Genomic DNA, 22,120 nt, shown 5'->3' with positions numbered 1-22,120 from the left:
GCAATCATCGATATGATCGATGGGAATAGATGGATCAAAACTGAGCAAGTGAAACAAGACGATGGGAATAGATGTCTCGCTCCTTCAGGTGGTTCGGGCGTTGGCTCGGCACGGAACGGTCACTGCCGCAGCTGCCAACCTAGGGCTGACGCAGTCCACCGTCAGCTATGCGCTTGGACGCCTGCGTGCCCATTACAACGATCAGTTGTTTGTTCCCGCTGGCAAGCAGTTAACGCGCACGCCACTCGCCTTGCGGTTGATTGAAGAGGCAGAGCGGCTTCTTCAGGACTTCGAACGTGTCGAGTTGATGACTGAGACTTTCGACCCCCGACGGTCAAGACGCAGGTTTCGAATTCACATGATCGATGTGGCCGAAGTGTTGATTCTTCCCGGCCTGATGCACCGGCTCAGCGAAGAAAGTCTGCCGGTGGAAATTGATGTGGTGAGGATCCCAGGCGTCGAAGTGTGGGGCGAGCTAGAGTCGGGCAGGCTCGACTTGGTGATCGGGACCCCATGGAAATCGCCGCCAACGCTGTTTCGGCAAAAGTTGTTGGCAGAGCACTACGTCGGGATTGCGCGCAAGGGACATCCTCTTCAGCATCAGCTGGAGTCGCTGGAGGGCTACCTGCGCTGTTCACACTGTGTGGTCAAGCCTAGGGGCCCAACTCTTGGGCGTATGGAGGCCGCCCTGGCATCGCTTTACCCGGAACGGCGAGTCCCGTTGCAGGTCATGGACTTTTTGTCAGTACCGTCCATCGTGGCCAGCACAGACATGGTGGCTGCTGTACCCTCAACTTTAGTGGCTCTTCACCCCAACAGAGACCAACTACAGGTCTTCAAGTTGCCCATAGCCCAGACGGGTTTCGTCGTGATGCAGCACTGGCACAAGCGCGTGCAATCCGACATGGCAAACGTCTGGTTGCGCCAGTTGTTAAAGGACTTGACGGCCAGTTATGCATCCCTGCCCGCCACCTTCGGCACAGACATGGATGACGTACAACGGCTCGGCGCTTGACCACCATCAAGCCATTCATCAGACCCCAAGTTTGCCTGCATCCATAGGCATTGCTGCGGTCAGCATTTGCGCGAGTGCTTCCGGTCCATCGGCCGCCACCACCACCCGATCCGGCATGCTGCGCAGCCAAGTGATCTGCCGCTTGGCCAGTTGGCGTGTGGCAAAGATGCCGCGCTCAAGGATGTCGGCTTCGCACCAGCCCGCGTCAAGACCTTCCCAAGCTTGCCTGTAACCCACGCAGCGCATGGAAGGCAAGTCAGGGTGCAAGTCGCCGCGCGCGCGCAGGGCTTTGACTTCGTCCATGAAGCCTGTCGCCATCATCTGCCCAAAGCGCAGCGCGATGCGTTGGTGCAGCCAAGCGCGGTCTTGTGGCTCCAGGCTGATGACCGGAATGTGCCAATCGGGCGCGTTGGCTTTGGCGCTTTGGTGAAAGGACGTCAGGGTCTGACCGGTGGCATTCCAGACCTCCAGGGCACGGCCAATGCGCTGGCTGTCACCGGGGGCCAAGCGCGCGGCTGTCTGTGGGTCTATTTGGGCCAGCTTGGCGTGCAGGGCCGGCCAGCCGATGAGGTCGGCTTCTTGGTGAATTTGGGCTCGGATCTCGGGGTCGGCAGAGGGGATGTCGTTCAGCCCTTCGAGCAGCGCTTTGAGGTACAGCATGGTGCCGCCCACCAGCAGAGGTGTTTTGCCGCGGGCGCAGATATCCTGAATCAGCCGAGAGGCGTCTTTGGCGAATTCAGCAGCGCTGTAGCTTTGCAGCGGGTCCAGCGTGTCGATCAGGTGGTGAGGCACGGCTGCCAACTCTTGGCGGCTGGGTTTGGCCGTGCCAATGTCCATGCCCCGGTACACCAGGGCCGAATCGATGCTGATGATTTCTGCGCCGCCTTGGGGGATAAAGCTCTCGGCCAAGGCCAGTGCTGCCGCTGTTTTGCCGCTGGCGGTGGGGCCAACGATGGCGATGGCATCCACCGGCCGGTCGGGTCGACCCAAGGCGTTGGGATTGTGGTGGCTGGAGATCATCTGATGCACGCCATGGGCTGGGTTCAGACTTGGGGCTCAGGCGCCAGCCGGTTGGGTGGACTGGACGATCGAGCGCCCAAGGCGCTGCACCACTGTCCAAGACACCAGGGCAATGAACACGCTCCAGAGCAGCAGGCCGTGGGCCAAGGCAAAGACGGGCTCATGCATCTGCGTACCCAACCAGCTGCCCATGGAAAAAGCACCCACCATCATCAAAAAGCCGTTCAAGGCCGAGGCGGTCCCGGCCCGCTCAGGGAACGGCCCGACCGCACCACTTTGTCCGCAAGACTGGTGCACGCCGTGTCCCAACATGAACAGATAAATGGGTCCCATGACACTGGCTGCGCCATACCAGTCTTGACCGTTGCCCGCATAGGCCAAAACGGCCATGCTGATACCGCCCAACAAGGTCAATATGGCGGCGATGCCCACGGCGCGGTGCACGCTGGTGCGGCGCAGCATCCAGCGGCACCAAAAAGTGCCCACGATATAGGACAGCGACATGCTGAGCATGAAAAACCCATAGGCCGTTTTGCTGTAACCCATGCTGCGCGTGAAGACAAAAGAGGAGCAGGCTAGAAATGTGAACAAACCCATGTAAGCCCCGGTCGACAAGGCACTCCAAGCACGGAAGGTGGGGTGTTGCGCAATTTGCCAATTGGCCCGCAAAAGTTGGCGCAGTTGCAGAGCCTTGGGGTTGGGTTGCGCCAAGGTCTCCTCAAAGCACCCAAGCAGCAGCCCAAAGGTGATGGCTCCAAACACGGCCAGCGTCAAGAGGGCCATGCGCCAGCCAAATGCATCCGTCAAGATGCCGCCAATGGGCGCGCAAGCGCAGGCGATGATGCCCAGCCCGGTGAGGGCTTGCGACATGACGTTGGCCCCTTGGGCCGGTGCGTAAAGGTCACGCACCACCGCCCGCGCGGCCATGACGCCTGCACCCATGGCCACGCCTTGCAGGGCGCGGCCTGCGATCAGCCAGGCCATGTTGGGAGCGAAGGCGCAGGCAATCGAGGCCACCACGTAAGCAGCCATACCCCAAAGCAGGATGGGTCGGCGACCAAAGCGGTCAGACAAGGGGCCCCACACCAACTGCGACAGGCCAAAGGCCAGCAGCAAAGCAGTCAGGGTGAGTTGAGCTTGGCCCATGTTTGCGCCAAAACCTTCGGTGATGGCGGGCAAGGCGGGCAGATAGAGGTCGGTGGTGACCGGTTGCAGGCCGAGCAGCAGCGCGAGGATCAGGACGATCAGTTTTTGCGACATGCTGTGTTTGCTGTGGTTTCTTCTTGGAACGCCAGCGTCGGGGCCAGTGCGCGACTGCCCTCATACTCGCTTCGCCCGCCAAATCGGGCAGTCGGCGCGCCGGCCCCGACGCTCGCTATGCGGTCGTTCAAAATCTGGCCCATCACCGACCTCGCAGAAACAGCGCGTCGAGATCGCGCATGCTCATCTGCCGCCAAGTGGGACGGCCATGGTTGCATTGGTCAGATCGTTCGGTGTCTTCCATTTGGCGCAACAAGCCGTTCATTTCATCGAGCGTCAGCCGGCGGTTGGCGCGGACAGCGCCATGGCAAGCCATGGTCGCCAAAATTTCGTTTTGGGCGCGTTGTACCACCGTGCTGGCGTCGTGCTGGGCCAACTCGGCCAGCACGCTGCGGGCGAGCTCCACCGCGTCGCCTTGGGCCAGGCTGGTGGGCACGGCGCGCACGGCCAAGGTTTTGGCCGACAGGGGAGAGATTTCGAGGCCCAGTTGCTCCAGCACCTCAAAGCAGGCTTCGGCCGTCGCTACTTCGGTGGGGGTAGCGGCAAAGGTCGCGGGGATCAAAAGCGGTTGGCTGGCGATGCGCGGGCCTTCGCTGCCTTGTGCGTTGAGCTGGTTTTTGAGGCGCTCGTAAACGATGCGCTCGTGGGCGGCGTGCATGTCCACCACCACCAGGCCTTGTTTGTTTTCGGCCAGTATGTAGACGCCGTGCAATTGCGCGATCGCGCGGCCCAAAGGCCACTCGCCTTCGGGCAAGGGTGTGGGCTCTGGCAAGTCGGCGGCGGGGCGGGGATTGACACGATCGACACCAAGCCAGGCTGGCGTGGGGCGTTCCTGAGCGCTCAGCTCCTGGCTGCGCTCGGGTGGATTCCAAAGCGCCTTGAGGTCGGCCATGGCCTGCTCACCGTCCACACGGGGACGCACAAAGGCCATGCCGCCTTGCTGCCAGTTGGCTGATTCGGGCAGGGCTTTGGGCGCAGAGGCTTTCAGCTCGAAAGCGTTGTCGGCGTCGTTTGGTGCATCGGCCAGCAGGTGGGCGCGCGGCGCGGCCAGCGCGTTCTCAAGGGCATGCCGCACGGCTTGGTGCACGGCACGGCTGTCTCTGAAACGCACTTCGATTTTGGTGGGGTGTACATTGACATCGACCAAGCTGGGGTCAATCTGCATGAACAGCGCGTAGGCCGGTTGTTTCTGACCGTGAAGCACGTCTTCATAGGCGCTCCGCGCACCGTGCATGACGACTTTGTCGCGCACAAAACGCCCATTCACATAAGCAAACTGGTGGTCGGGGCGTGAGCGGGCAGCGTCTGGCAAACCAGCGCGGCCGATCACCTTGAGCGGGCCTGCGTTGTATTCGACGGGGATGGATTGCGCCACGAAGTCCTCGCCCAATACGTCGGCCAAGCGTTGCTCCAGGCCCGAAGCGCCGGGGTGCACGCGCCACTGCTCGACCAGTTTGCCTTCATGCCATATGGCAAAGCCCACATCCGGGCGGGCCAAGGCGTGGCGGCGAACGGCCTCGATGCAGTGCGCTAACTCAGTGCTGTCGCTTTTCAAAAATTTTCGGCGGGCAGGGGTCGAGAAAAACAGCTCTTTCACCTCGACAGTGGTGCCCATCGCCCGGGCGGCGGGGCGGATCTCACCGGTGCGGCCATCCAAAGCAAAGGCGGTGGGCTGACCATCCATGCGAGAGAGCAAGGTCAGCTCTGACACCGAGTTGATGGCCGCCAGCGCCTCACCCCGAAAGCCCATTGTCATGACCGATTCGAGCTCATCGAGGTTGCCGATTTTGCTGGTGGCGTGGCGTTTGAGGGCCGTGGCCAGCTCGTCCGGCGCGATGCCGCCGCCGTCGTCCTCGACGGAAATCAGGCGTGTACCACCACCCATCAAACGCAGCGTGATGCTGCGAGCACCGGCGTCCATGGCGTTATCGACCAGCTCGCGTACCACCGAAGCCGGGCGCTCAACCACTTCACCAGCGGCGATTTGGCTGATCAGTTCATCGGGGAGTTCGCGGATGGGGCGGCGCGCGGGGGCCGGGGTCTGTTGTGAATGCACGTGGAGATTTTAGGGGGTCTGATGGGGGGGAGGAGTCCGGGGATAATCGGCTCATGGACATCTTGTTGCAACTCGTTGATTTCATCCTTCATGTGGACCGTTACCTGGAGGCCTTTGTTGCCCAACACGGGGCTTGGGTTTACGCCTTGTTGTTCGTCATCATTTTTGTAGAAACCGGCGTGGTGGTCATGCCATTTTTGCCGGGTGACTCTTTGCTTTTCATTGTGGGGGCCATGTGTGGCGCAGGGCTGATGAATTTGCCCTTGGTCATGGGCTTGCTGCTGGCCGCAGCCATTTTGGGTGACCAGATGAATTACACCATTGGTCGTTACTTTGGCCCGCGGGTTTTTCAGTGGGAAGAGTCCCGATTTTTCAGCCGCAGGGGTTTTGACCAAGCCCATGCGTTTTATGAAAAACATGGTGGCATCACCATCATCTTGGCTCGCTTCATGCCTTTCGTCCGCACCTTTGTGCCCTTTGTGGCGGGTGTGGCTGAAATGACGCGCAGCAAATTCACCTTTTTCAACGTGGTGGGGGCGCTGATCTGGGTGGTGGGCTTGCTGTTGGCGGGTTACTGGTTTGGTAACCTGCCCATCGTTCAAGAGCACCTTTCCAAAATCATTTGGGCCCTGATCATCGTGCCAGGCCTGATGGCCGTGTTCGGCGCCTGGAAGGCTCGACAGTCGGCATGAGAGCAGAACCTGGCGGACTTTGGGGTTCAAAGGCCCCGGTTTCGCGCCAGAGGTGGGTTGCGTGAAAAATAGTGCTGAATGCCCCGCATCAGGGCTTCTGTCAGTTGTTTTTGATAGGCCTCGCTGCGCAGCTTCTCTTCTTCCTCCGGGTTGCTGATGAAAGCCGTTTCGACCAGTACGCTGGGAATATCAGGGGCCTTGAGCACGGCAAAACCTGCTTGCTCTACCCGAGGTTTGTGCAGTCGGCCTACGCTGCCGATTTCGCGCAGGAGGTTGTTGCCCAATTGCAAACTGTCTTTGATCTGCGCGGCCGTGCTCATGTCGAGCAGGGCGCGCTGCACTTGGTTGTCTTGACCACCGAGGTTCATTCCGCCAATCAGATCCGCCTGGTTTTCTTTCTGCGCCATCCAACGCGCTGCCGCGCTGCTGGCTGCCCCTTGGCTGAGCGCAAAAACGCTCGCACCCCGGGCCTGAGGGGTGAAAAAAGCGTCAGCATGGATGCTGACAAACAAGTCGGCTTGTACCCGTCTGGCTTTTTGCACGCGAACATGCAGCGGGATGAAAAAGTCCGCGTCCCGAGTCAGGTAAGCACGCATGGGGTTGCCATTCACGCTGCTGACATTGATGCGGTCACGCAGCATCTTGGCGATGTTGAGCACCACGTCTTTTTCGCGGGTCCCGCCGGGGCCAATGGCGCCCGGGTCTTCACCGCCGTGGCCCGGATCGAGCGCGATCACGATCAGCCGGTCGGTCGTGTCTTGCGAGGCGGATGGAGGCGCTCGTCCGGGTCTGTCCATGAAGGTCTCGGGTTTGGACAGAGCGTCTTGGCGCCGGGTGGTGACACTTGGGGCCGGTGGCATCGGCGCGGGGATGGCTGCACTGGCCGATGACTGGCTCTGGCGGGCGATCAACTCCCCCAAGGGGTCGTTGAACGATGCGGGGCCAGAAGGCAGTCCCATGGCAGTTGCGGGCACGGAGGTCGCCATGCGCTGCTGGATCAATTGTTCCAGCGGGTCGACCGCTTGAACAGGGTAAAGGTCTAACACCAGACGGTGGGCATAAGGCGCGACGGGCGTGAGGCTGAAAACCTGCGGTGTGATGGGGTGCTTGAGGTCGATCACCATGCGCACCACGTTGGCGTTGAACTGGGCCACCCGTATGCCTGCAATATTCGGGTCCGAGGCTTGAACTTTACCCACCAATTCACGCAGGGCTGCGTTCAATTGCATGCCTTCGATGTCAACGGCCAAACGCGGGGGCGAGGCCACAAAGGTCTGCGTGGTTTTGATCGGGGCGTCCGACTCGAGCGTGACCCGGCTGTAGTCGGGGGCAGGCCAGATGCGGACCGCCAACATGTTGGCTCCCCGGGCCAGTTGTGCTGCGCCCAGGCTCAGCACCAAAAAACCTGCCTTCACCAAGCGGCGCCGGTCATGACGCATTGAGGGCTCCAGTGGCGGGTGGCTTGGGCGATGGGTGGGAATTCAGCCAAGCATCTAACCAAGCTTGACCTGCTGGCGTCTGTGCGCTGATGCGGACTCGGCGCTGGTCTTCATCGATCGCCTCTAAATCAATCACCCAGTCGGGCGGCGGCAATTGACCGGCCACTTTGTCTGGCCATTCCATGAGTTTGAGGCCTGGTCCGGCAAAGATGTCTCTGAAACCTGCGTCTTCCCACTCCTGAGGGTCGTTGAAACGGTAAAAGTCAAAATGCCAAATGGGCCAAGCCGTATCGCCTGTGAGCGCTTGGTGTGGCTCAACCACGGCATAAGTCGGGCTTTTGATGCGACCCATCACCCCGGCCGCGCGCAACAGGTGGCGCACGAATGTGGTCTTGCCCGCGCCCAAGTTGCCACGCAGTTCGACGCGTGCATCGCGCCCACCGGGCCAGTTTTGCAGACCTTGCGCCAAGTGCGCGGCAAAGTTTTGCGTGGCAGTTTCGTCCGACCACAGGCCTTCCCAATGCGCGGCGGTGTTGGGGCTTTCTACAATCGGCGGGTGACTGCTCAACGTACTCAAATCGACCTTCTTGAACTGTGGCCCCAGATCCAGATCTGGGCGCGTGAATTGGGATTGTCCCAAATTGGCGTGAGCGGTATCGATTTGTCCTCGGCAGAGCCCGGATTACAGGCTTGGTTGGATGCGGGATTTCATGGCAGCATGGCTTACATGCAAAGCCACGGCATGAAACGCGCCCGCCCAGGCGAGCTGCAACCGGGCACGGTGAGCGTGATCACCGCACGGATGGATTACTTGCCCGAGGGCACACCAGATGATTGGCTTGCCCGTGAAACCGCGCGCAGTTTGCAGCCCGGCGAGGCGGTGGTGTCGCTCTATGCCCGGGGTCGGGACTACCACAAGGTTTTGCGCAGTCGTCTGCAAAAACTGCAGGACCGAATTGCCGATGCGATTGGCCCCTTTGGCCACCGCGTGTTCACCGACTCGGCCCCGGTCATGGAGGCCGAGTTGGCCACCCGCAGCGGCTTGGGTTGGCGTGGCAAACACACGCTGGTTCTCTCCCGCGAGGCGGGGTCGATGTTTTTCTTGGGTGAGTTGTTTGTCGACTTATTTTTACCCGAAACGCCCGCTGCTTCGGCGCATTGCGGCCAGTGCACCGCCTGCATGGACCTGTGTCCGACACAAGCCATCGTGGGGCCTTATCAGCTGGATGCGCGGCGTTGTATTTCATACCTCACGATCGAGCACGAGGGGCCGATCGACGAAGCCTTGCGCCCGCTGATTGGCAACCGCATTTACGGTTGTGACGACTGCCAGTTGGCATGCCCTTGGAACAAATTCGCGCAAGTCAGTACCGTGCCGGATTGGCAAACCCGAGAGGGTTTGGGCGCATCCAGCATCGTCGATTTGATGCGCTGGAGTGAAGCCGAATTTTTGCGCCGCACCGAAGGCAGCGCGATTCGCCGCATTGGCCACAAGCGTTGGTTGCGCAATTTGGCGCTGGCTGCGGGCAATGCATGCGCGTCGCAGTCCTTGCAGGTTGAAGAGCGCAGGGTTTTACGGCAAGCCTTGACGGCCCTGATTCAGCACCCTGACCCGGTGGTGCAAGAGCAAGTGGCTTGGTCTTTGGCGAGAGCTTGATGTGCTCAAGGGGTCAATGACCCAATGGCCTCAAAACTAGATCACATAATTGCGCAGCACACCCAGCGCAAACGGCAGGCTCAGCATGCCGCCCAAAGTGGACAGGGTCACCAAACCTGCGACATAAGGCCCGTTGTAGCCCATGCGGGCGGCCAACAGATAACAGGTGGACGCTGTAGGCAGTGCCGAAAAAGCCAACAAAATGGTGGACTGCACCGAGTCGAGCTTGAACAGCACACACATGCCCAATGCGATCAAGGGCATGAGCAGGTGTTTGATCGTCAGCACACAAGCGCCCAGCAACTTGCCTTGTCGCAGAGAGTCCAGTTGCATGCCAGCTCCAGCAGACATCAAGCCCAACGCCAAGGATGCGGAGCCAATGCGACTCACACTCGGTTCGATCCAGGTGGGAATGCGAAAGCCAAGCAGGTTGGCAACCAGACCCGAAGCCGTGGCGATGATCAGCGGATTGCGCAGCAGTTCGCGCAAAAAACCGGTGTTGGCTTGCCTGGCCATGGGCCAGACTGCCCCGATGTTGAACATGGGCACACAAAAACCGATCAGTACCGCGATCAGCAGCAAGCCCTGTGGTCCTGCCAAGCGCTCGGCCAGCGCCAAGCCAATGAAGGAGTTGAAGCGAAATGCCACTTGCGCGCTGGCGGCATGGTCTCGCGGGTCCAAGCGGTGCCCAAGGATGGGCCAATAGGGCAGGCTGTACGACAGCAAAATAGAGCAGATCGCCAAGCTCAAGCCCGCACCGATCAGGCTGGAGGCGGCCACCACATCGAGAGGGCTTTTCAGAATCGAATGAAAGAGCAGCACCGGGAACAAGAAAAAATAAACCAGTCTTTCAACTTGTTGCCAGACTGCACGGTTCAGGGCTGTGAAGCGGCAAATCAAATAGCCGCATAAGACCAAGGAAAAATCTGGGAATAGAAGTTCTGCAAAGTTCACTCAGCTAGGATAACAAAGTCCGCACTAGGCCAGCGTTTATCCTGTCACTTGGGTTCATATGCTGATTTTTTATGCTGATGTGGGTTTCCCCCTCTCCGTTTTGCTCTTTTTTTCCTATGATGTGAACTTTTTTTGGGGAGTTTTTCATGAAGCGTCGTTCTTTTGTTCATGCGGCCGGACTGGCTGCAACGGTCTTGGCCAGCGGCAGCGTTTTGGCTCAGGCTTATCCCAACAAAACCATCAGGTTGCAAGTGCCGTTTGCGCCTGGCGGCACGACCGACATCGTGGCCCGCGTGATCGCTGAGCCGCTGGGCAAAGCCCTGGGCCAGAGCGTGATTGTTGAAAACAAAGCCGGTGGCGGTGGTGTGGTGGGTGCCACAGAAACCGCGCGCGCAGCGCCCGATGGCTACAACTTGGGCATGGCCACGGTGTCGACCACTGCGGCCAACCCCGCCATCAACCCCAAGATTCCGTACAACGTCCTGACCGACTTCACGCCCATCATCAACATTGCGGCCACCCCCAACGTGATTGCGGTGCACCCCAGTTTCCCAGCCAAGGATTACGCAGGCTTTCTCGCTGAAGTCCGCAAGAACCCTGGCAAATACTCCTATTCCTCCTCGGGAACCGGCGGTATCGGCCACTTGCAAACCGAGTTGTGGAAAAGCCTGACCGGCACTTTCATCACGCACATCCCTTACCGCGGTGCAGGCCCGGCCCTGAACGATACCGTGGCCGGCCAAGTGCCAATCATTTTTGACAACTTGCCATCGGCTTTGCCCTTCATCCAGTCTGGCCGTTTGGTCCCCATTGTGGTCGCAGCACCCCAGCGCCTGACGCAGTTGCCCAACGTGCCCACATTCAAAGAAGTCGGTTTGGAGCCGGTCAACCGCATGGCTTATTACGGCATCTTGGGCCCCAAGAACCTGCCCAAGGAAGTGGTTGACAAGATCAGCGCTGGGGTGAAAAAAGCCCTGCAAGAGCCGGGCGTGACCAAGCGCATCAACGACACTGGCTCTTTGGTGGTGGCCAATACGCCTGAAGAGTTCACCGCTCAGATCAAGGCCGAGTTCGAGGTGTACAAGAAGGTGGTTGACCAGCAAAAACTCAAGCTGGACTGATCAAAGTCCATGCACGAGACCAGCCAGAGTGCCATCGACGGTTTTGCCGAGGCGCTCTGGCTGGAGGATGGATTGGCCACCAACACCTTGGCCGCTTACCGTCAAGACCTGTCTCTCTTCGCCACCTGGCTTTTTTTAACGCACAGGCTGGCGCTGGAGGCGACCCAAGAACACCACCTGCAGGCTTACTTTGCCGAGCGCCACGGGCAAACCAAGGCCACATCGGCCAACCGCAGGCTCACCGTGTTCAAGCGCTTTTTTCGTTGGGCGCTGCGTGAACGTCGGATGACGGTAGACCCCACGTTGCGCATGTTGGCGGCCAAACAAGCGCTGCGAGTGCCCAAGACATTGGGCGAAGCCCAAGTTGATGCCTTGTTGTGCGCGCCGGATGTGGGCACCCATCTGGGTCTGCGAGACCGCGCCATGCTGGAGCTCATGTACGCCAGTGGTCTGCGTGTGAGCGAACTGGTCAGCCTCAAAACATTGCATTTGTCATTGAACGAAGGTGTGCTGCGCATCATGGGCAAGGGCAGCAAGGAACGCTTGGTGCCTTTTGGCGAAGAGGCCCGCGAATGGCTGCAGCGTTATTTGGCCGAGGCCCGTCCCGCCATGCTGGGTCAGCGTCAAACCGAAGACCTGTTTGTCACCACGAGCGGTCCCAAACCGGGCACCGGCATGTCGCGCGTCATGTTTTGGAGTTTGGTCAAGCGTTACGCCATCGATGCGGGCATCACTGCACCCCTGTCACCCCACACGCTGCGCCATGCCTTTGCCACGCACTTGCTCAACCATGGCGCCGATTTGCGTGCGGTGCAGATGCTGCTGGGCCACGCTGACATTTCAACGACCACCATCTACACGCATGTGGCGCGTGAACGCCTCAAGACCTTGCACGCGCAGCACCACCCAAGGGGCTGATCAGTCGAGGGGAGCGACCGTCACCGCCACCTCCAGTGTGTGGGCACTGCCCCCTTGCAGAACACCTCGCAGTGGCGAAACATCTGCAAAGTCGCGGCCCACCGCCAAACGCACGTAGTCAACACCAGGGCTGGCCCAGCCAGTGCGGTTGTTGGTGGGGTCCAGGTCAAGCCAGCCTTGGCTGGCATGGGTGGCCAACTCGGGCAGGAACACCGAGGCCCAAGCGTGGGAGGCATCGCTCCCGACCAATCGGGGTTGACCCGGCGGGGGCTGGGTCAGCAGGTAGCCGCTGACATAGCGTGCGGGCAGGCCGAGCGAGCGCAGGCACGCCACCAAAATATGGGCGAAGTCTTGGCACACGCCGCGTTGCTGGGTCAGTGCGTCGAGTGCGGGTGTGTTGATGTCGGTGCTGGCCGATTCATAGCGAAAATCGCGGTGCATGCGGGCTGTGAGTTCTTGTGCAGCTTGTACCAAGGGACGTCCGGGTGGAAAGCTGCTTTGGGCATAGGCCAAAAATGCTTCGTGAACAGGGGCATGGTGCGAGCCGAACACCAAGCCGCTGTGCACATCGCCCGCATGCCCGCTCCTGTAACGGAAGTGCTCACGTACCGATTCCCAGCTTTGGGCGGTGCTGGCTGCGGCAATTGCGCAGGTGTCGATCTCGCTGTAGGCACGCACCAGCAAGCCATCGTGCGGATTCGTCAGGGCCCAATAAGCGCGGTGGTTCAAAAAGGCGTCGATGCTGTGCAGCACCAAGGCATCGGGCTCGATCTGCATCCAGTGGCGGATGATTTTTTGGCAAGGCGTGTCTGCCGCTTGCAGGTGTGCCACATGCTGCGCGGTTTGCACATCGGGGCTGTAGCGGTAGCGGGTGTCGTGGGTGATGGCCAAACGCATGGTCTGTTTGAGTTTCAAGAACTCATGCTGTAGCGTGCTTCGCCACTGTGGGTGAAAAACAGGGCGCACAACTGGTCTGACACCTCGCGTGCCGTGGTTTCGCAATGGGCCAAGGTGCTCTGCAGGGGCGGTGGCACTGGGTCGTCGTTGGCATGGGCTTGGTTATGGGCAGTGGCAGGCCATAGTGATTCGGTGGTCATGCCCATCAAATCCGGCACCCGTTGGGCCAAGCTCAGTGTGGCGCCATCGGCCAGTGTGCCCATGCGCCGAAGGCGTGATCGCAAGGTCTGCGCCACCCAGCCCAGTGAGCGCGGGTTGTCCGGGTCGGTCACCAGCAACGCCACCAAGGCTTGGGGGGTGCGGCTTTGCTGGTGTTGGGCATGGAAGCTGATGGTGCTGTCAAACAGCTCAAGGACGACATCGAATCCAGCCTGCTCTTCAAGCAGGCCCAGTTGAACGGCCTCGCTCAGGGCATGGGATAAAAACGCCAACCGCTCAATGTGGCGACCCAGTGAGAGCAAACGCCAGCCGTCGTCGCGGCTCATTCGATCGGTTTGTGCACCGGTGAGCGCGGCCAGCATCTGGCTGGTGTCGGCCAGCAGGCGCTGCACGGTCGGGGTGTCGGTCAGCGCGGTGGGTTTCCCGGATTCAAGTTGGTCTTCGCAGGGTTGGAAAAAGCGGGATTCGGTTTGCTCCAGCAAGCGCCAGTGCTCGGGCGACAGCCGTTCGCGCACCGAGGCCGCTGCCAAACGAACCGAGCGCAAGTTGAAGCCCACGCTGGTGGCCAGTTCTTGGTCCCACAGACCCGCGATCAGTGAGCGTTCGAAAACACGGTGCGCTTGCCCGGCATTCGGCACCCCCGCCCGGACCAAGCCATGCCGTATGGCCATGCGGTTGATGAAGTTCAGCAAGCCCAGCTGATGTTGGTTTTCTCCGTTCAGAACTTCTAGGCTCAAACGCACCAGCCGCAAGGTGTTTTCGGTGCGCTCGGTGTAGCGGCCCATCCAGAACAGGTTTTCGGCGGCGCGGCTGGTGACCAGGCGCTGGCGCTGCGCAACGGCTTCGCTGGCGGCGGGGATGGCGCTGTGGTCTGTCGCGGGCTCTGACGCCGAAGACTGAGACTGAGACTGAGACTGAGACTGAGACTGAGACTGAGACTGAGACTGAGACGGCGATGACCCACTGGTGTGGGTGACCTGTACAGCTTGTTCTGCGGGGCTTTGCACCCACACGTCGGCACTGCTGCCGCCGCGCTGCATGGAAGCGATGCCCTCGCGCGTGCCCAGTCGGGCTAATCCGCCGGGCAGAACCTGCCAGCCGCCATGTGCGTCGGTCACGGCAAATACCCGCAACACCACCGGGCGCGACTGGATGCTGGATGCACCATCAGGTCTGGTTTGCCAAGTGGGTTGGTGCGACAGTGGCAACCACGACTGAAGGGTGTGCGCGTCGGGGTCGCGCAAGATTCGGCCAGCCCATGCGTCTAGTTCTTGACTTGACAGGCTGTGGCCCAGCACGGGTTCAAAACTTTGCCGGTCGGTGTTGTAGGGGTAGGTGGGTTTGATCACGCAGCTTTTCATGCGGGGCAGCACGTCTTGCAACGCAGCCGCCTCACCGCACCACCAACTCGGAATTGCGGGCAGTTGTAGGGCCTGCCCTAAAAGTTTGCGAGCCAAGGCCGGCATGAAGCCCAGCAACGCGTTGGACTCCAAAAAGCCAGAGCCTGGCGAATTGGCCACCAACACGTTGCCGCTGCGCACAGCTTGTAAAAGTCCTGGCACACCCAGTGTGGAGTCGGCTCGCAATTCCAGCGGGTCGAGCCAGTCATCGTCTACACGTTTGAGCAATCCATGCACTGGTTGCAGGCCTTGCAGGGTTTTGAGGTACAGCTTTTCATCGCGCACGGTCAGATCGTTGCCCTGGACCAAGCTCAAGCCCAAATAGCGGGCGAGGTAGGCGTGCTCAAAATAGGTTTCGTTGTAAGGACCCGGTGTGAGCAGCGCAACATGGGCTGCAGGGCCCGCAGGGCTCCTGGCCTTGATGCCGTCGACCAACGTGCGGTAGGTTCCAGCCAAACGCTGCACGGGCAGGGCCTCGAAGGCCTGCGCAAACTGGCGAGACACAATTTGCCGGTTTTCGATCAAATAACCCAAACCCGAAGGGGCTTGGGTTCGCTGAGACAGCAGCCACCAGCAGCCGTCCGGGCCTCGCGCCAAGTCAAATGCAGCCAAGGACAAATAACGTCCACCTACTGGGGTCACGCCGTGCATGGCTGGCAGATAACCCGGGTGTCCTTGAACCAATGCGGCGGGCAATTGGCCTTGCAACACCAATTGCTGGGGGCCATAGGCGTCGGCCATGATGCTTTCCAGCAGCTGCATGCGCTGCAACACACCAGATTCAATCTTCAGCCAGTCGGCAGCGCTCAGCATGAGCGGAAAGAGGTCCAGCGACCAAGGCCGTTGCGGTTGGTCGGCGGCGGCGTACACGTTGTAGCTGATGCCGTTGTCACGCACCTGCCGCTGCAGGTGGTTCATGCGGGCGTTCAGGTCTGCTACTTGGTGGGTGGGGGGCATGTTCAGTGGGTCAATGAACTGCTGCCAAAGACCGCTGACCATAGGGTCTGCCAAATGGGCGGTGGATGTCTTGGCCCTGATGACCGCGCCACGCAGCTCGTCCCAATGACCAAGGGGTGCCCGCTCTTTTTGAAGCGCCAGCCAGTTTCTGGCCTGCGCTTCGATGGCGTCTTTCGGTGTTGGAGAATGCCCATTCATCGGGTCATTGTCGTTGATCCACAGCGCCTCAGGTCCAAGGTGTAAGGGAACTCAGGGCTTGCGTGCAGCAAGGCATTGGGCTGCAAAGTCGGCAGGTTTTTCATGCTGCCTGGGGTGTGGCCCATGCGAAAGAACCGGGCCATGCGTCGGCTTTCTGCCTCGTAGGCATTGACAGGAAAGCCTTCGTAACTGCGACCACCTGGATGCACCACATGGTATTGGCAGCCGCCCAAAGACCGTTTCATCCAGGTGTCGAACAAATCCACCGTCAGCGGCGCGTGTACCCCGATGCTTGGGTGCAGCGACGAGGGTGGGTTCCAGGCCTTGTAGCGCACGCTGGCCACGAACTCGCCCACCACGCCCGTGGGCTGCAGGGGCAGCGGGTGGCCGTTGACGGTGACGGTGTGGCGTGCGGGGTTAAGGCCGCTCACATGCACCTCAATGCGCTCCAGTGATGAGTCCACATAGCGGGCCGTGCCGCCGCCACCGCTTTCTTCGCCCATGACGTGCCAAGGCTCCAGCGCATGGCGCAGTGTGAGCACCGCACCATCGACCTGAACTTGACCGACCAATGGGAAACGAAATTCGAAATGCGGCGCAAACCAGCTTGGGTCAAATCGAAAGCCCGCATCGCCCAGCTCGGTGAGCACGTCGTCAAAGTCTTTGTGAATCCAGAACGGCAGCATGAAGCGGTCATGCAATTCGGTGCCCCAACGGGTCACGGGAGCGGCATAGGGTGCATCCCAAAAGCGGGCCACCAGCGAGCGCAGCAGCAACTGCTGCACGATGCTCATGCGCTCGTGGGGAGGCATCTCAAAGGCGCGCAACTCCAACAAACCCAAGCGCCCGGTGCTGCTGTCGGGTGAGTACAACTTGTCGATGCAAAACTCGCTGCGGTGGGTGTTGCCGGTCACGTCGATCAGGATGTTTCTGAGCGTTCTGTCGACCACCCAAGGTGGCATGTCTTTGCCATGGTTTTGTCTGTGCCGAACGACCTCGCGCAGCGCGATTTCCAGTTCATAGACCTGGTCGTTGCGCGCTTCGTCTACCCGCGGCGCTTGGCTGGTGGGGCCGATGAACATGCCGCTGAACAGGTAGCTCAAACTCGGGTGGTTGTGCCAATACAAAACCAAGCTGGCCAGTAATTCAGGGCGGCGCAAAAAGGGGCTGTCGGCCGGAGTGGCTCCACCCATCACCATGTGGTTGCCGCCGCCAGTGCCCGTGTGGCGGCCATCGGTCATGAACTTTTCAGCCGACAAGCGCGTCTGGAAAGCGGCTTGATAAAGAAATTCGGTGTGCGCGACCAACTCGGTCCAGTTGTGTGCTGGGTGGATGTTGACTTCGATGACGCCGGGGTCGGGTGTGACCTGCAAGAGTTTGAGGCGCGGGTCGCGCGGTGGCGGGTAGCCCTCCAGGATGATTTTCATGCCCAGCTGGCGGGCAGTGGCCTCGACTTCGCTGACCAGCGCCAAGTAGTCTTCAAGTCGGGCCAGTGGCGGCATGAAGACATAAAGAACGCCTGACTTTTCACCCTTGGCATCAGCCTCCGCTTTGGGGCCGTTGGCGCGGTTCGGGTCGCGCACTTCCACGCACAAGGCAGTGCGCACCACGGAGGAATCTGACTGGAATTTTTGGGTTGCTGCGGCTGCCGTCTGGGCCGGTGCATGGCGTGGCTGCACGGTCAATGGGGCTGGGGCAGGCAGTGCGCTGCGAGGTGCGAGATGTGGTGAAAAAGGGTCTTGATCGATCATGTGCCAGCGCTCCGTGGGCGCAGCCCAAGGCAATGAGTCCAAGGGCAAACGCCAGCCCATGCTGGAGTCGCCGGGCATCAGGTACATGCGCTCCTCGCGCACAAACCAAGGCCCGGTTTGCCACTGCGTCCCTTTCAGCTCTGAGTTCTCGCTTTCGGACGGATCGATGGGCTGGAGCGGCAGCACATAGCCCACCGCAGTGTCCAGCCCCTGGCTGAAGATGCGGCGCAAACGAATGCGTTCCATCTCGTCGTCCAAGCGGGCATCGAACGGGTCCACGTTGACAGGCAAGCGGCGTTCGCGCCAGAGGTAGTACCAAGTGTCCTCAAACCCGGGCAGCACGGTGTCGCCCGGTAGGCCCAACTGTTCAGTCAGGGCTTGCATGAAGCGCAGCGCGTCAGCGCTGGTGTAGCAGCTGGGTTCGCGCTCGTCCGCAAACACTGCAGGGTCTTGCCAGCAGGGCATGCCGTCGGCCCGCCAGTAAATGCTGAGCGCCCAGCGCGGCAACTGCTCACCGGGGTACCACTTGCCTTGGCCAAAATGCAAAAAGCCGCCTTGCCCGTATTGCTGGCGCAGTTTGTGCACCAACTCGGTGGCCAAGCCCCGCTTCGTTGGCCCCAAGGCGTCGGTGTTCCACTCGGCACCGTCGCGATCTTGCGTGGACACAAAAGTGGGCTCGCCGCCCATGGTCAGGCGCACGTCTTCGGCCTGCAGTTGCTCGTCCACCTTGTCGCCCAAACTCAGCACATCTGCCCATTGCGTGTCGGTGTAGGGCTTGGTCACGCGGGGCGATTCGTGGATGCGGGTCACGCTCATGTCGTGGCTGAACTCGACCTTGGCCTCGTCCATCAGGCCTTCTATGGGTGCAGCGGCTGACGGCTGCGGTGTGCAGGCCAGGGGAATGTGGCCCTCGCCCGCCAAGAGGCCCGAGGTGGGGTCCAGGCCCACCCAGCCCGCACCTGGCAAATACACCTCGCACCAGGCGTGCAGGTCGGTGAAGTCAACCTCGGTGCCGCTCGGCCCATCGAGCGATTTCACATCGGGGGCCAGCTGGATCAAATAGCCCGAGACAAAGCGTGCGGCGATGTTCATGTGCCGGAACAATTGCACCAGCAACCAAGCGGTGTCGCGGCAAGACCCGCTTTTCAGGGTCAGAGTTTCCTCGGGCGTTTGCACACCCGGCTCCATGCGGATGGTGTAGCGGATGTCTTGGTGCAGGCGCTGGTTGATCTGCACCAAAAAATCGATGGTGCTCTGGCGTTGACGGTCCAAGCTGGCCAGGTATTTTTTGAAGAGTGGCGTCTTGTGGTCCTTGGCCAGATACGACTGCAACTCGTCGCGTACTGTGTCCGAATATTTGAACGGCACCTCTTCGGCCGAGGGTTCTAGGATAAAGTCAAAAGGGTTGAACACGGCCATTTCGCTGACCATGTCCACGGTCACTTTGAAGGACGTGGTTTTTTTCGGAAAAACCAAGCGCGCTTGGTAGTTGGCAAAAGCGTCTTGCTGCCAATTGATGAAGTGTTCTGCGGGTTCGACTTGGAGGCTGTAGCTCAGGATGCGGCTGCGGCTGTGCGGGGCCGGGCGCAAGCGAATGACTTGAGGGCCAAGCTGCACGGGACGGTCGTAGGTGTAGTGGGTGACGTGGTGCAGGGCAACGTGTATCGACATATCTCGTTCAGCGCAACAGGGGCTGCACGCATGACAAATGCAGCTTGGGCAGTTACAAACAAGCAAGACACGCGCCAGACCTGCTTTGCCAAATTATGCTGATCAAGACCCCTTTAAAGGGGCAGCGAGCAGTTGGGGCGTGTCAGCACCAGTGGGCGAAGACCCGCGATTTCCATCAACAGCCAAATCAGGGGGGCTGACGTGAAGCGTTGCTGCACTGCAGGTGTGGGGCTGCCGTTTGTGGCTGTCATGGGGCGAAACCCATGATGGCCATGGCTTGGGCGCGTTTTTTGGGGACGAGCCTCTTGGCTTGGTGCTTGGGGGTGGCGCTGCAGTTGCAGCAAACCGTGTTGTGGCCTGTGTTCATCTATGGCGCCGGCTTGATGTTGGCGTGTGTGGGTGCATGGGCCTTGCGTCGCTTGGCTTTGGGGCCAGGTGCTTCCGTGCTGGCCTGGGGTTTGATTTGGGCATGGGCTGCATTTGCCGTGACGGGCTTGCACGCCCAGTCACGCGGGGCCGCCATGTCACCGTCTTTGGAGGGACAAGACCTGGATGTGGTGGGTGTGGTGCAAGCCATGCCCCAAAGGCAAGACCTGGGTTGGCGGTTTCGTTTTCGGATTGAGCAGGCTTGGTGGGTCGATGCGACCGGCACTTTGCAGCGTGTGCAACTGGCGCGTGATTTGCCTTCGCAGGTGTATTTGGGTTGGTACGGTCAGGATGGCGCCCATGACAGCGGCTGGAAACTGACGGCCCTGCCCGAGCCGGTGAAGGCCGGAGAGCGTTGGCGCATGCGAGTGCGCATGAAAGCGCCGCACGGTCACATGAACCCGCGCGGTTTCGACTACGAGTTGTGGCTGTGGGAGCAGGGCATTGGGGCCACGGGATATGTGCGCACCCGCGCCAAAGACCCGTCGCCCCATCTTTTGGCCACCACTTGGTGGCACCCGATCGAGCGTCTGAGGCAAATGGTGCGTGACCGTTTGCTCACGCGTTTGGCCGGACCTGGAACCGATGCTGAAGACGCCAAACGTGCCGGGGTGTTGGCGGCCTTGGTGGTGGGCGATCAGGCGGCGATTGACCGCAGCGATTGGGATGTGTTCAGAGCCACGGGCGTGGCGCACTTGATGAGCATTTCGGGCTTGCATGTGACCATGTTTGCCTGGCTGGCCTCTGCCTGTGTGGGCTGGGCTTGGCGACGTTCGGCGGTGTGGGCTTGGCGTGGTTGGAGGGGGCCAACCCTATGGCCTGCGGTGCATGTGGGAGCAGTATCGGGTTTGTTTTTGGCGGGCTTTTACGCCTTGTTCAGTGGATGGGGATTGCCCGCTCAGCGCACCTTGTTGATGCTGTTGGTGGTGGTGGTGCTCAGGGTATCGGCACGCCACTGGCATGGTACTTTGGTGTGGTTGACGGCTTGCGCTGTGGTGCTGGCGTGGGACCCGTGGGCGCTGCTGCAACCGGGTTTTTGGCTGAGTTTTGTGGCCGTGGGGGTCTTGATGGCGTCTGACCCCCAAGCTCAGCGGCAGCCCAATGGCGCACCAGAAGTGGGTGCGAGCGACGCACCGAGTTGGCGTGATGGCGCCAGGCTTGGGCCATTTGCGCACCGTTTGGGTGCGTTGCGCTTGTCCAGGTGGTGGAGTGCTTGGTGGCTCAAACTGAGGTCCCTTCTGCGCGAGCAGGCCAAAATCACTTTGGCCTTGGCGCCATTGACCTTGTTGTTTTTTGGACAAGTGTCTTTGGTGGGCTTGTTGGCCAACATTCTGGCCATTCCCTGGGTCACTTTGGTCATCACACCGCTGGCCATGCTGGGCGTTTTTTTCTCTGGCGTCTGGGATGTGGCCTCTTGGGCCTTGCAGCCTTTGTCGGCCCTGCTGGCATGGCTTTCGTCTTGGCCCCTGGCCAGCGTCTCCACCGCTATGCCGCCTTGGGGTTTGGCGCTGTTGGCCCTGGCCGGGGCATTGGGCCTGGTGCTGCGCATGCCCATGTCTTGGAAGCTGCTGTGTTTGCCTTTGCTCTGGCCGGTTTTGTTGTGGTCGCCGCAACGCCCCGAAGATGGTCAGTTTGAGTTGCTGGCTGCCGATGTGGGGCAGGGCAACGCGGTCTTGGTGCGCACCGCCACGCACAGCCTCTTGTACGACGCGGGACCGCGTTACTCACTTGAGAGCGATGCCGGCCACCGGGTGCTGGTGCCCTTATTGGCCCACATGGGTGAACGTCTGGATGTGTTGATGCTCAGCCACCGTGACAGCGATCACACGGGTGGCGCAGCCGCGGTGTTGGGCATGCAAAAACAAGCGGCCTTGTGGTCTTCGCTCGAAGACGAACACCCTTTGCACACCCTGAGGCCAGGCTGGACGCGTTGCCAAGCAGGGCAGTCCTGGGCGTGGGACGGCGTAGCTTTTGAAGTGCTGCACCCACCGCCCCTTGATGCGCTGGCCAAAAAGCCCAAGCCCAATGAAGTCAGCTGCGTGCTGCGCATCAGCACTGCTCAGGGCAGCGCTTTGCTGGCGGGCGACATTGAGACCCGGCAAGAATTGGCGCTGGTCAACCTCGGCTTGAGTCCGGTGGATGTGCTGCTGGCACCACACCATGGCAGCAAGACCTCCTCGAGCTTGCCCTTTTTGCAAGCCTTGCAGCCCCGGATTGCACTGGTGCAGGCGGGTTACCGCAACCGGTTTGGTCATCCGGCGCCAGAAGTGGTGGCGCGTTACGCGGCACAAGGCGTCCAATGGGTCGAGAGCACGCGGTGCGGCGCCGCCACTTGGCGCAGCCAAGCGCCAACCCAAGTGGCGTGTGAACGGGGTGAGCGTCAACGGTATTGGCACCGCAAATTGCCGTTGCCTGCCAAGCCTTGAATCGCGTTGCCTTGAAACCACGGGTAGGTATATATCTTGCATA

The 22,120-nt window shown here is 60.6% G+C and carries 16 protein-coding genes; 6 read left to right on the top strand and 10 right to left on the bottom strand.

What is annotated here, in order from left to right; translation table 11 throughout:
• Positions 1–61: 61 nt before the first annotated feature.
• Positions 62–1,015, top strand: coding sequence for a LysR family transcriptional regulator (locus Q1M54_RS06760; protein WP_300555546.1), 954 nt, complete (start codon positions 62–64; stop codon positions 1,013–1,015).
• Positions 1,016–1,033: 18 nt separating this feature from the next.
• Here Q1M54_RS06760 and miaA read toward each other — a convergent pair whose 3' ends face one another.
• The 3 genes from miaA to mutL form a co-directional block, all read right to left on the bottom strand.
• On the bottom strand, positions 1,034–2,035 hold the full coding sequence (gene miaA / locus Q1M54_RS06755) for a tRNA (adenosine(37)-N6)-dimethylallyltransferase MiaA (RefSeq protein WP_300555544.1): 1,002 nt from the start codon (positions 2,033–2,035) through the stop codon (positions 1,034–1,036).
• Positions 2,036–2,071: 36 nt separating this feature from the next.
• A complete protein-coding gene (locus tag Q1M54_RS06750) occupies positions 2,072–3,295 on the bottom strand; it encodes a Bcr/CflA family efflux MFS transporter (protein WP_300555531.1) in 1,224 nt (407 codons plus the stop codon).
• Positions 3,296–3,437: 142 nt separating this feature from the next.
• A complete protein-coding gene (gene mutL / locus Q1M54_RS06745; RefSeq protein WP_300555529.1) occupies positions 3,438–5,351 on the bottom strand; it encodes a DNA mismatch repair endonuclease MutL in 1,914 nt (637 codons plus the stop codon).
• A gap of 53 nt (positions 5,352–5,404) precedes the next feature.
• Here mutL and Q1M54_RS06740 point away from each other — a divergent pair, with 53 nt between their 5' ends.
• Positions 5,405–6,043, top strand: coding sequence for a DedA family protein (locus tag Q1M54_RS06740; RefSeq protein WP_300555527.1), 639 nt, complete (start codon positions 5,405–5,407; stop codon positions 6,041–6,043).
• Between the two features lie 26 nt (positions 6,044–6,069).
• Here the strand turns inward: Q1M54_RS06740 and Q1M54_RS06735 are convergent, their stop codons facing one another.
• Together Q1M54_RS06735 and tsaE are read right to left on the bottom strand one after the other, a co-directional pair.
• Positions 6,070–7,482 carry an N-acetylmuramoyl-L-alanine amidase gene (locus Q1M54_RS06735; RefSeq protein WP_300555525.1) on the bottom strand — a complete coding sequence of 471 codons (1,413 nt, stop codon included), beginning with the start codon at positions 7,480–7,482 and terminating at the stop codon, positions 6,070–6,072.
• Positions 7,472–8,050, bottom strand: coding sequence for a tRNA (adenosine(37)-N6)-threonylcarbamoyltransferase complex ATPase subunit type 1 TsaE (gene tsaE, locus Q1M54_RS06730; RefSeq protein ID WP_300555760.1), 579 nt, complete (start codon positions 8,048–8,050; stop codon positions 7,472–7,474). The genes Q1M54_RS06735 and tsaE overlap by 11 nt, the downstream gene beginning before the upstream one ends.
• Here tsaE and queG point away from each other — a divergent pair.
• The gene (gene queG / locus Q1M54_RS06725; protein ID WP_300555523.1) at positions 8,039–9,139 is read left to right on the top strand and encodes a tRNA epoxyqueuosine(34) reductase QueG; all 1,101 of its coding nucleotides are present in this window, start codon (positions 8,039–8,041) and stop codon (positions 9,137–9,139) included. The two genes, tsaE and queG, sit on opposite strands and share 12 nt — an antisense overlap.
• Before the next feature lie 36 nt (positions 9,140–9,175).
• On the opposite strand, the gene Q1M54_RS06720 is transcribed toward queG, so the two are convergent.
• On the bottom strand, positions 9,176–10,093 hold the full coding sequence (locus Q1M54_RS06720; protein WP_300555521.1) for an AEC family transporter: 918 nt from the start codon (positions 10,091–10,093) through the stop codon (positions 9,176–9,178).
• Between the two features lie 146 nt (positions 10,094–10,239).
• Between Q1M54_RS06720 and Q1M54_RS06715 the strand changes: the two genes are divergently transcribed.
• Both Q1M54_RS06715 and xerD read left to right on the top strand, forming a co-directional pair.
• Positions 10,240–11,214, top strand: coding sequence for a tripartite tricarboxylate transporter substrate binding protein BugE (locus Q1M54_RS06715; RefSeq protein WP_300555519.1), 975 nt, complete (start codon positions 10,240–10,242; stop codon positions 11,212–11,214).
• Positions 11,215–11,223: 9 nt separating this feature from the next.
• The gene (xerD, locus tag Q1M54_RS06710; RefSeq protein ID WP_300555517.1) at positions 11,224–12,132 is read left to right on the top strand and encodes a site-specific tyrosine recombinase XerD; all 909 of its coding nucleotides are present in this window, start codon (positions 11,224–11,226) and stop codon (positions 12,130–12,132) included.
• Here xerD and Q1M54_RS06705 read toward each other — a convergent pair whose 3' ends face one another.
• The 4 genes from Q1M54_RS06705 to Q1M54_RS06690 all read right to left on the bottom strand — a co-directional run bounded on the left by Q1M54_RS06705 (position 12,133) and on the right by Q1M54_RS06690 (position 19,476).
• Complete coding sequence (locus Q1M54_RS06705) at positions 12,133–13,047, bottom strand: transglutaminase family protein (protein WP_366146251.1); 915 nt, start codon at positions 13,045–13,047, stop codon at positions 12,133–12,135. It lies immediately after the preceding gene.
• Positions 13,044–15,803, bottom strand: coding sequence for a circularly permuted type 2 ATP-grasp protein (locus tag Q1M54_RS06700; RefSeq protein WP_300555515.1), 2,760 nt, complete (start codon positions 15,801–15,803; stop codon positions 13,044–13,046). Before Q1M54_RS06700 ends, Q1M54_RS06705 begins: the two co-directional genes overlap by 4 nt.
• A complete protein-coding gene (locus tag Q1M54_RS06695; RefSeq protein WP_300555513.1) occupies positions 15,800–19,225 on the bottom strand; it encodes a transglutaminase family protein in 3,426 nt (1,141 codons plus the stop codon). The genes Q1M54_RS06700 and Q1M54_RS06695 overlap by 4 nt, the downstream gene beginning before the upstream one ends.
• Positions 19,226–19,338: 113 nt before the next feature.
• The gene (locus Q1M54_RS06690) at positions 19,339–19,476 is read right to left on the bottom strand and encodes a hypothetical protein (protein WP_300555511.1); all 138 of its coding nucleotides are present in this window, start codon (positions 19,474–19,476) and stop codon (positions 19,339–19,341) included.
• 12 nt (positions 19,477–19,488) lie between these two features.
• Between Q1M54_RS06690 and Q1M54_RS06685 the strand changes: the two genes are divergently transcribed.
• Positions 19,489–22,077 (top strand): DNA internalization-related competence protein ComEC/Rec2, encoded by a 2,589-nt coding sequence (locus Q1M54_RS06685; RefSeq protein ID WP_300555509.1) that lies wholly within the window; start codon positions 19,489–19,491, stop codon positions 22,075–22,077.
• Positions 22,078–22,120 lie beyond the last annotated feature (43 nt).

The sequence above is a fragment of the Limnohabitans sp. Rim8 genome (assembly GCF_943326455.1).
Classification (GTDB): Bacteria; Pseudomonadota; Gammaproteobacteria; order Burkholderiales; family Burkholderiaceae_C; genus Limnohabitans_A.
The sequence above is the reverse complement of the archived record's forward strand: the minus strand, read 5'-3'. Positions and strand labels throughout refer to the sequence as shown.

What these genes read in the sequence shown, in the direction of transcription:
- Q1M54_RS06700 (WP_300555515.1), bottom strand. Translation starts at nt 15,803, where the DNA reads ATGAATGGGCATTCTCCAACACCGAAAGACGCCATCGAAGCGCAGGCC.
- Q1M54_RS06690 (WP_300555511.1), bottom strand. Translation starts at nt 19,476, where the DNA reads ATGACAGCCACAAACGGCAGCCCCACACCTGCAGTGCAGCAACGCTTC.
- Q1M54_RS06740 (WP_300555527.1), top strand. Translation starts at nt 5,405, where the DNA reads ATGGACATCTTGTTGCAACTCGTTGATTTCATCCTTCATGTGGACCGT.
- Q1M54_RS06715 (WP_300555519.1), top strand. Translation starts at nt 10,240, where the DNA reads ATGAAGCGTCGTTCTTTTGTTCATGCGGCCGGACTGGCTGCAACGGTC.
- Q1M54_RS06685 (WP_300555509.1), top strand. Translation starts at nt 19,489, where the DNA reads ATGATGGCCATGGCTTGGGCGCGTTTTTTGGGGACGAGCCTCTTGGCT.
- Q1M54_RS06735 (WP_300555525.1), bottom strand. Translation starts at nt 7,482, where the DNA reads ATGCGTCATGACCGGCGCCGCTTGGTGAAGGCAGGTTTTTTGGTGCTG.
- Q1M54_RS06760 (WP_300555546.1), top strand. Translation starts at nt 62, where the DNA reads ATGGGAATAGATGTCTCGCTCCTTCAGGTGGTTCGGGCGTTGGCTCGG.
- miaA (WP_300555544.1), bottom strand. Translation starts at nt 2,035, where the DNA reads ATGATCTCCAGCCACCACAATCCCAACGCCTTGGGTCGACCCGACCGG.
- Q1M54_RS06750 (WP_300555531.1), bottom strand. Translation starts at nt 3,295, where the DNA reads ATGTCGCAAAAACTGATCGTCCTGATCCTCGCGCTGCTGCTCGGCCTG.
- Q1M54_RS06695 (WP_300555513.1), bottom strand. Translation starts at nt 19,225, where the DNA reads ATGTCGATACACGTTGCCCTGCACCACGTCACCCACTACACCTACGAC.
- xerD (WP_300555517.1), top strand. Translation starts at nt 11,224, where the DNA reads ATGCACGAGACCAGCCAGAGTGCCATCGACGGTTTTGCCGAGGCGCTC.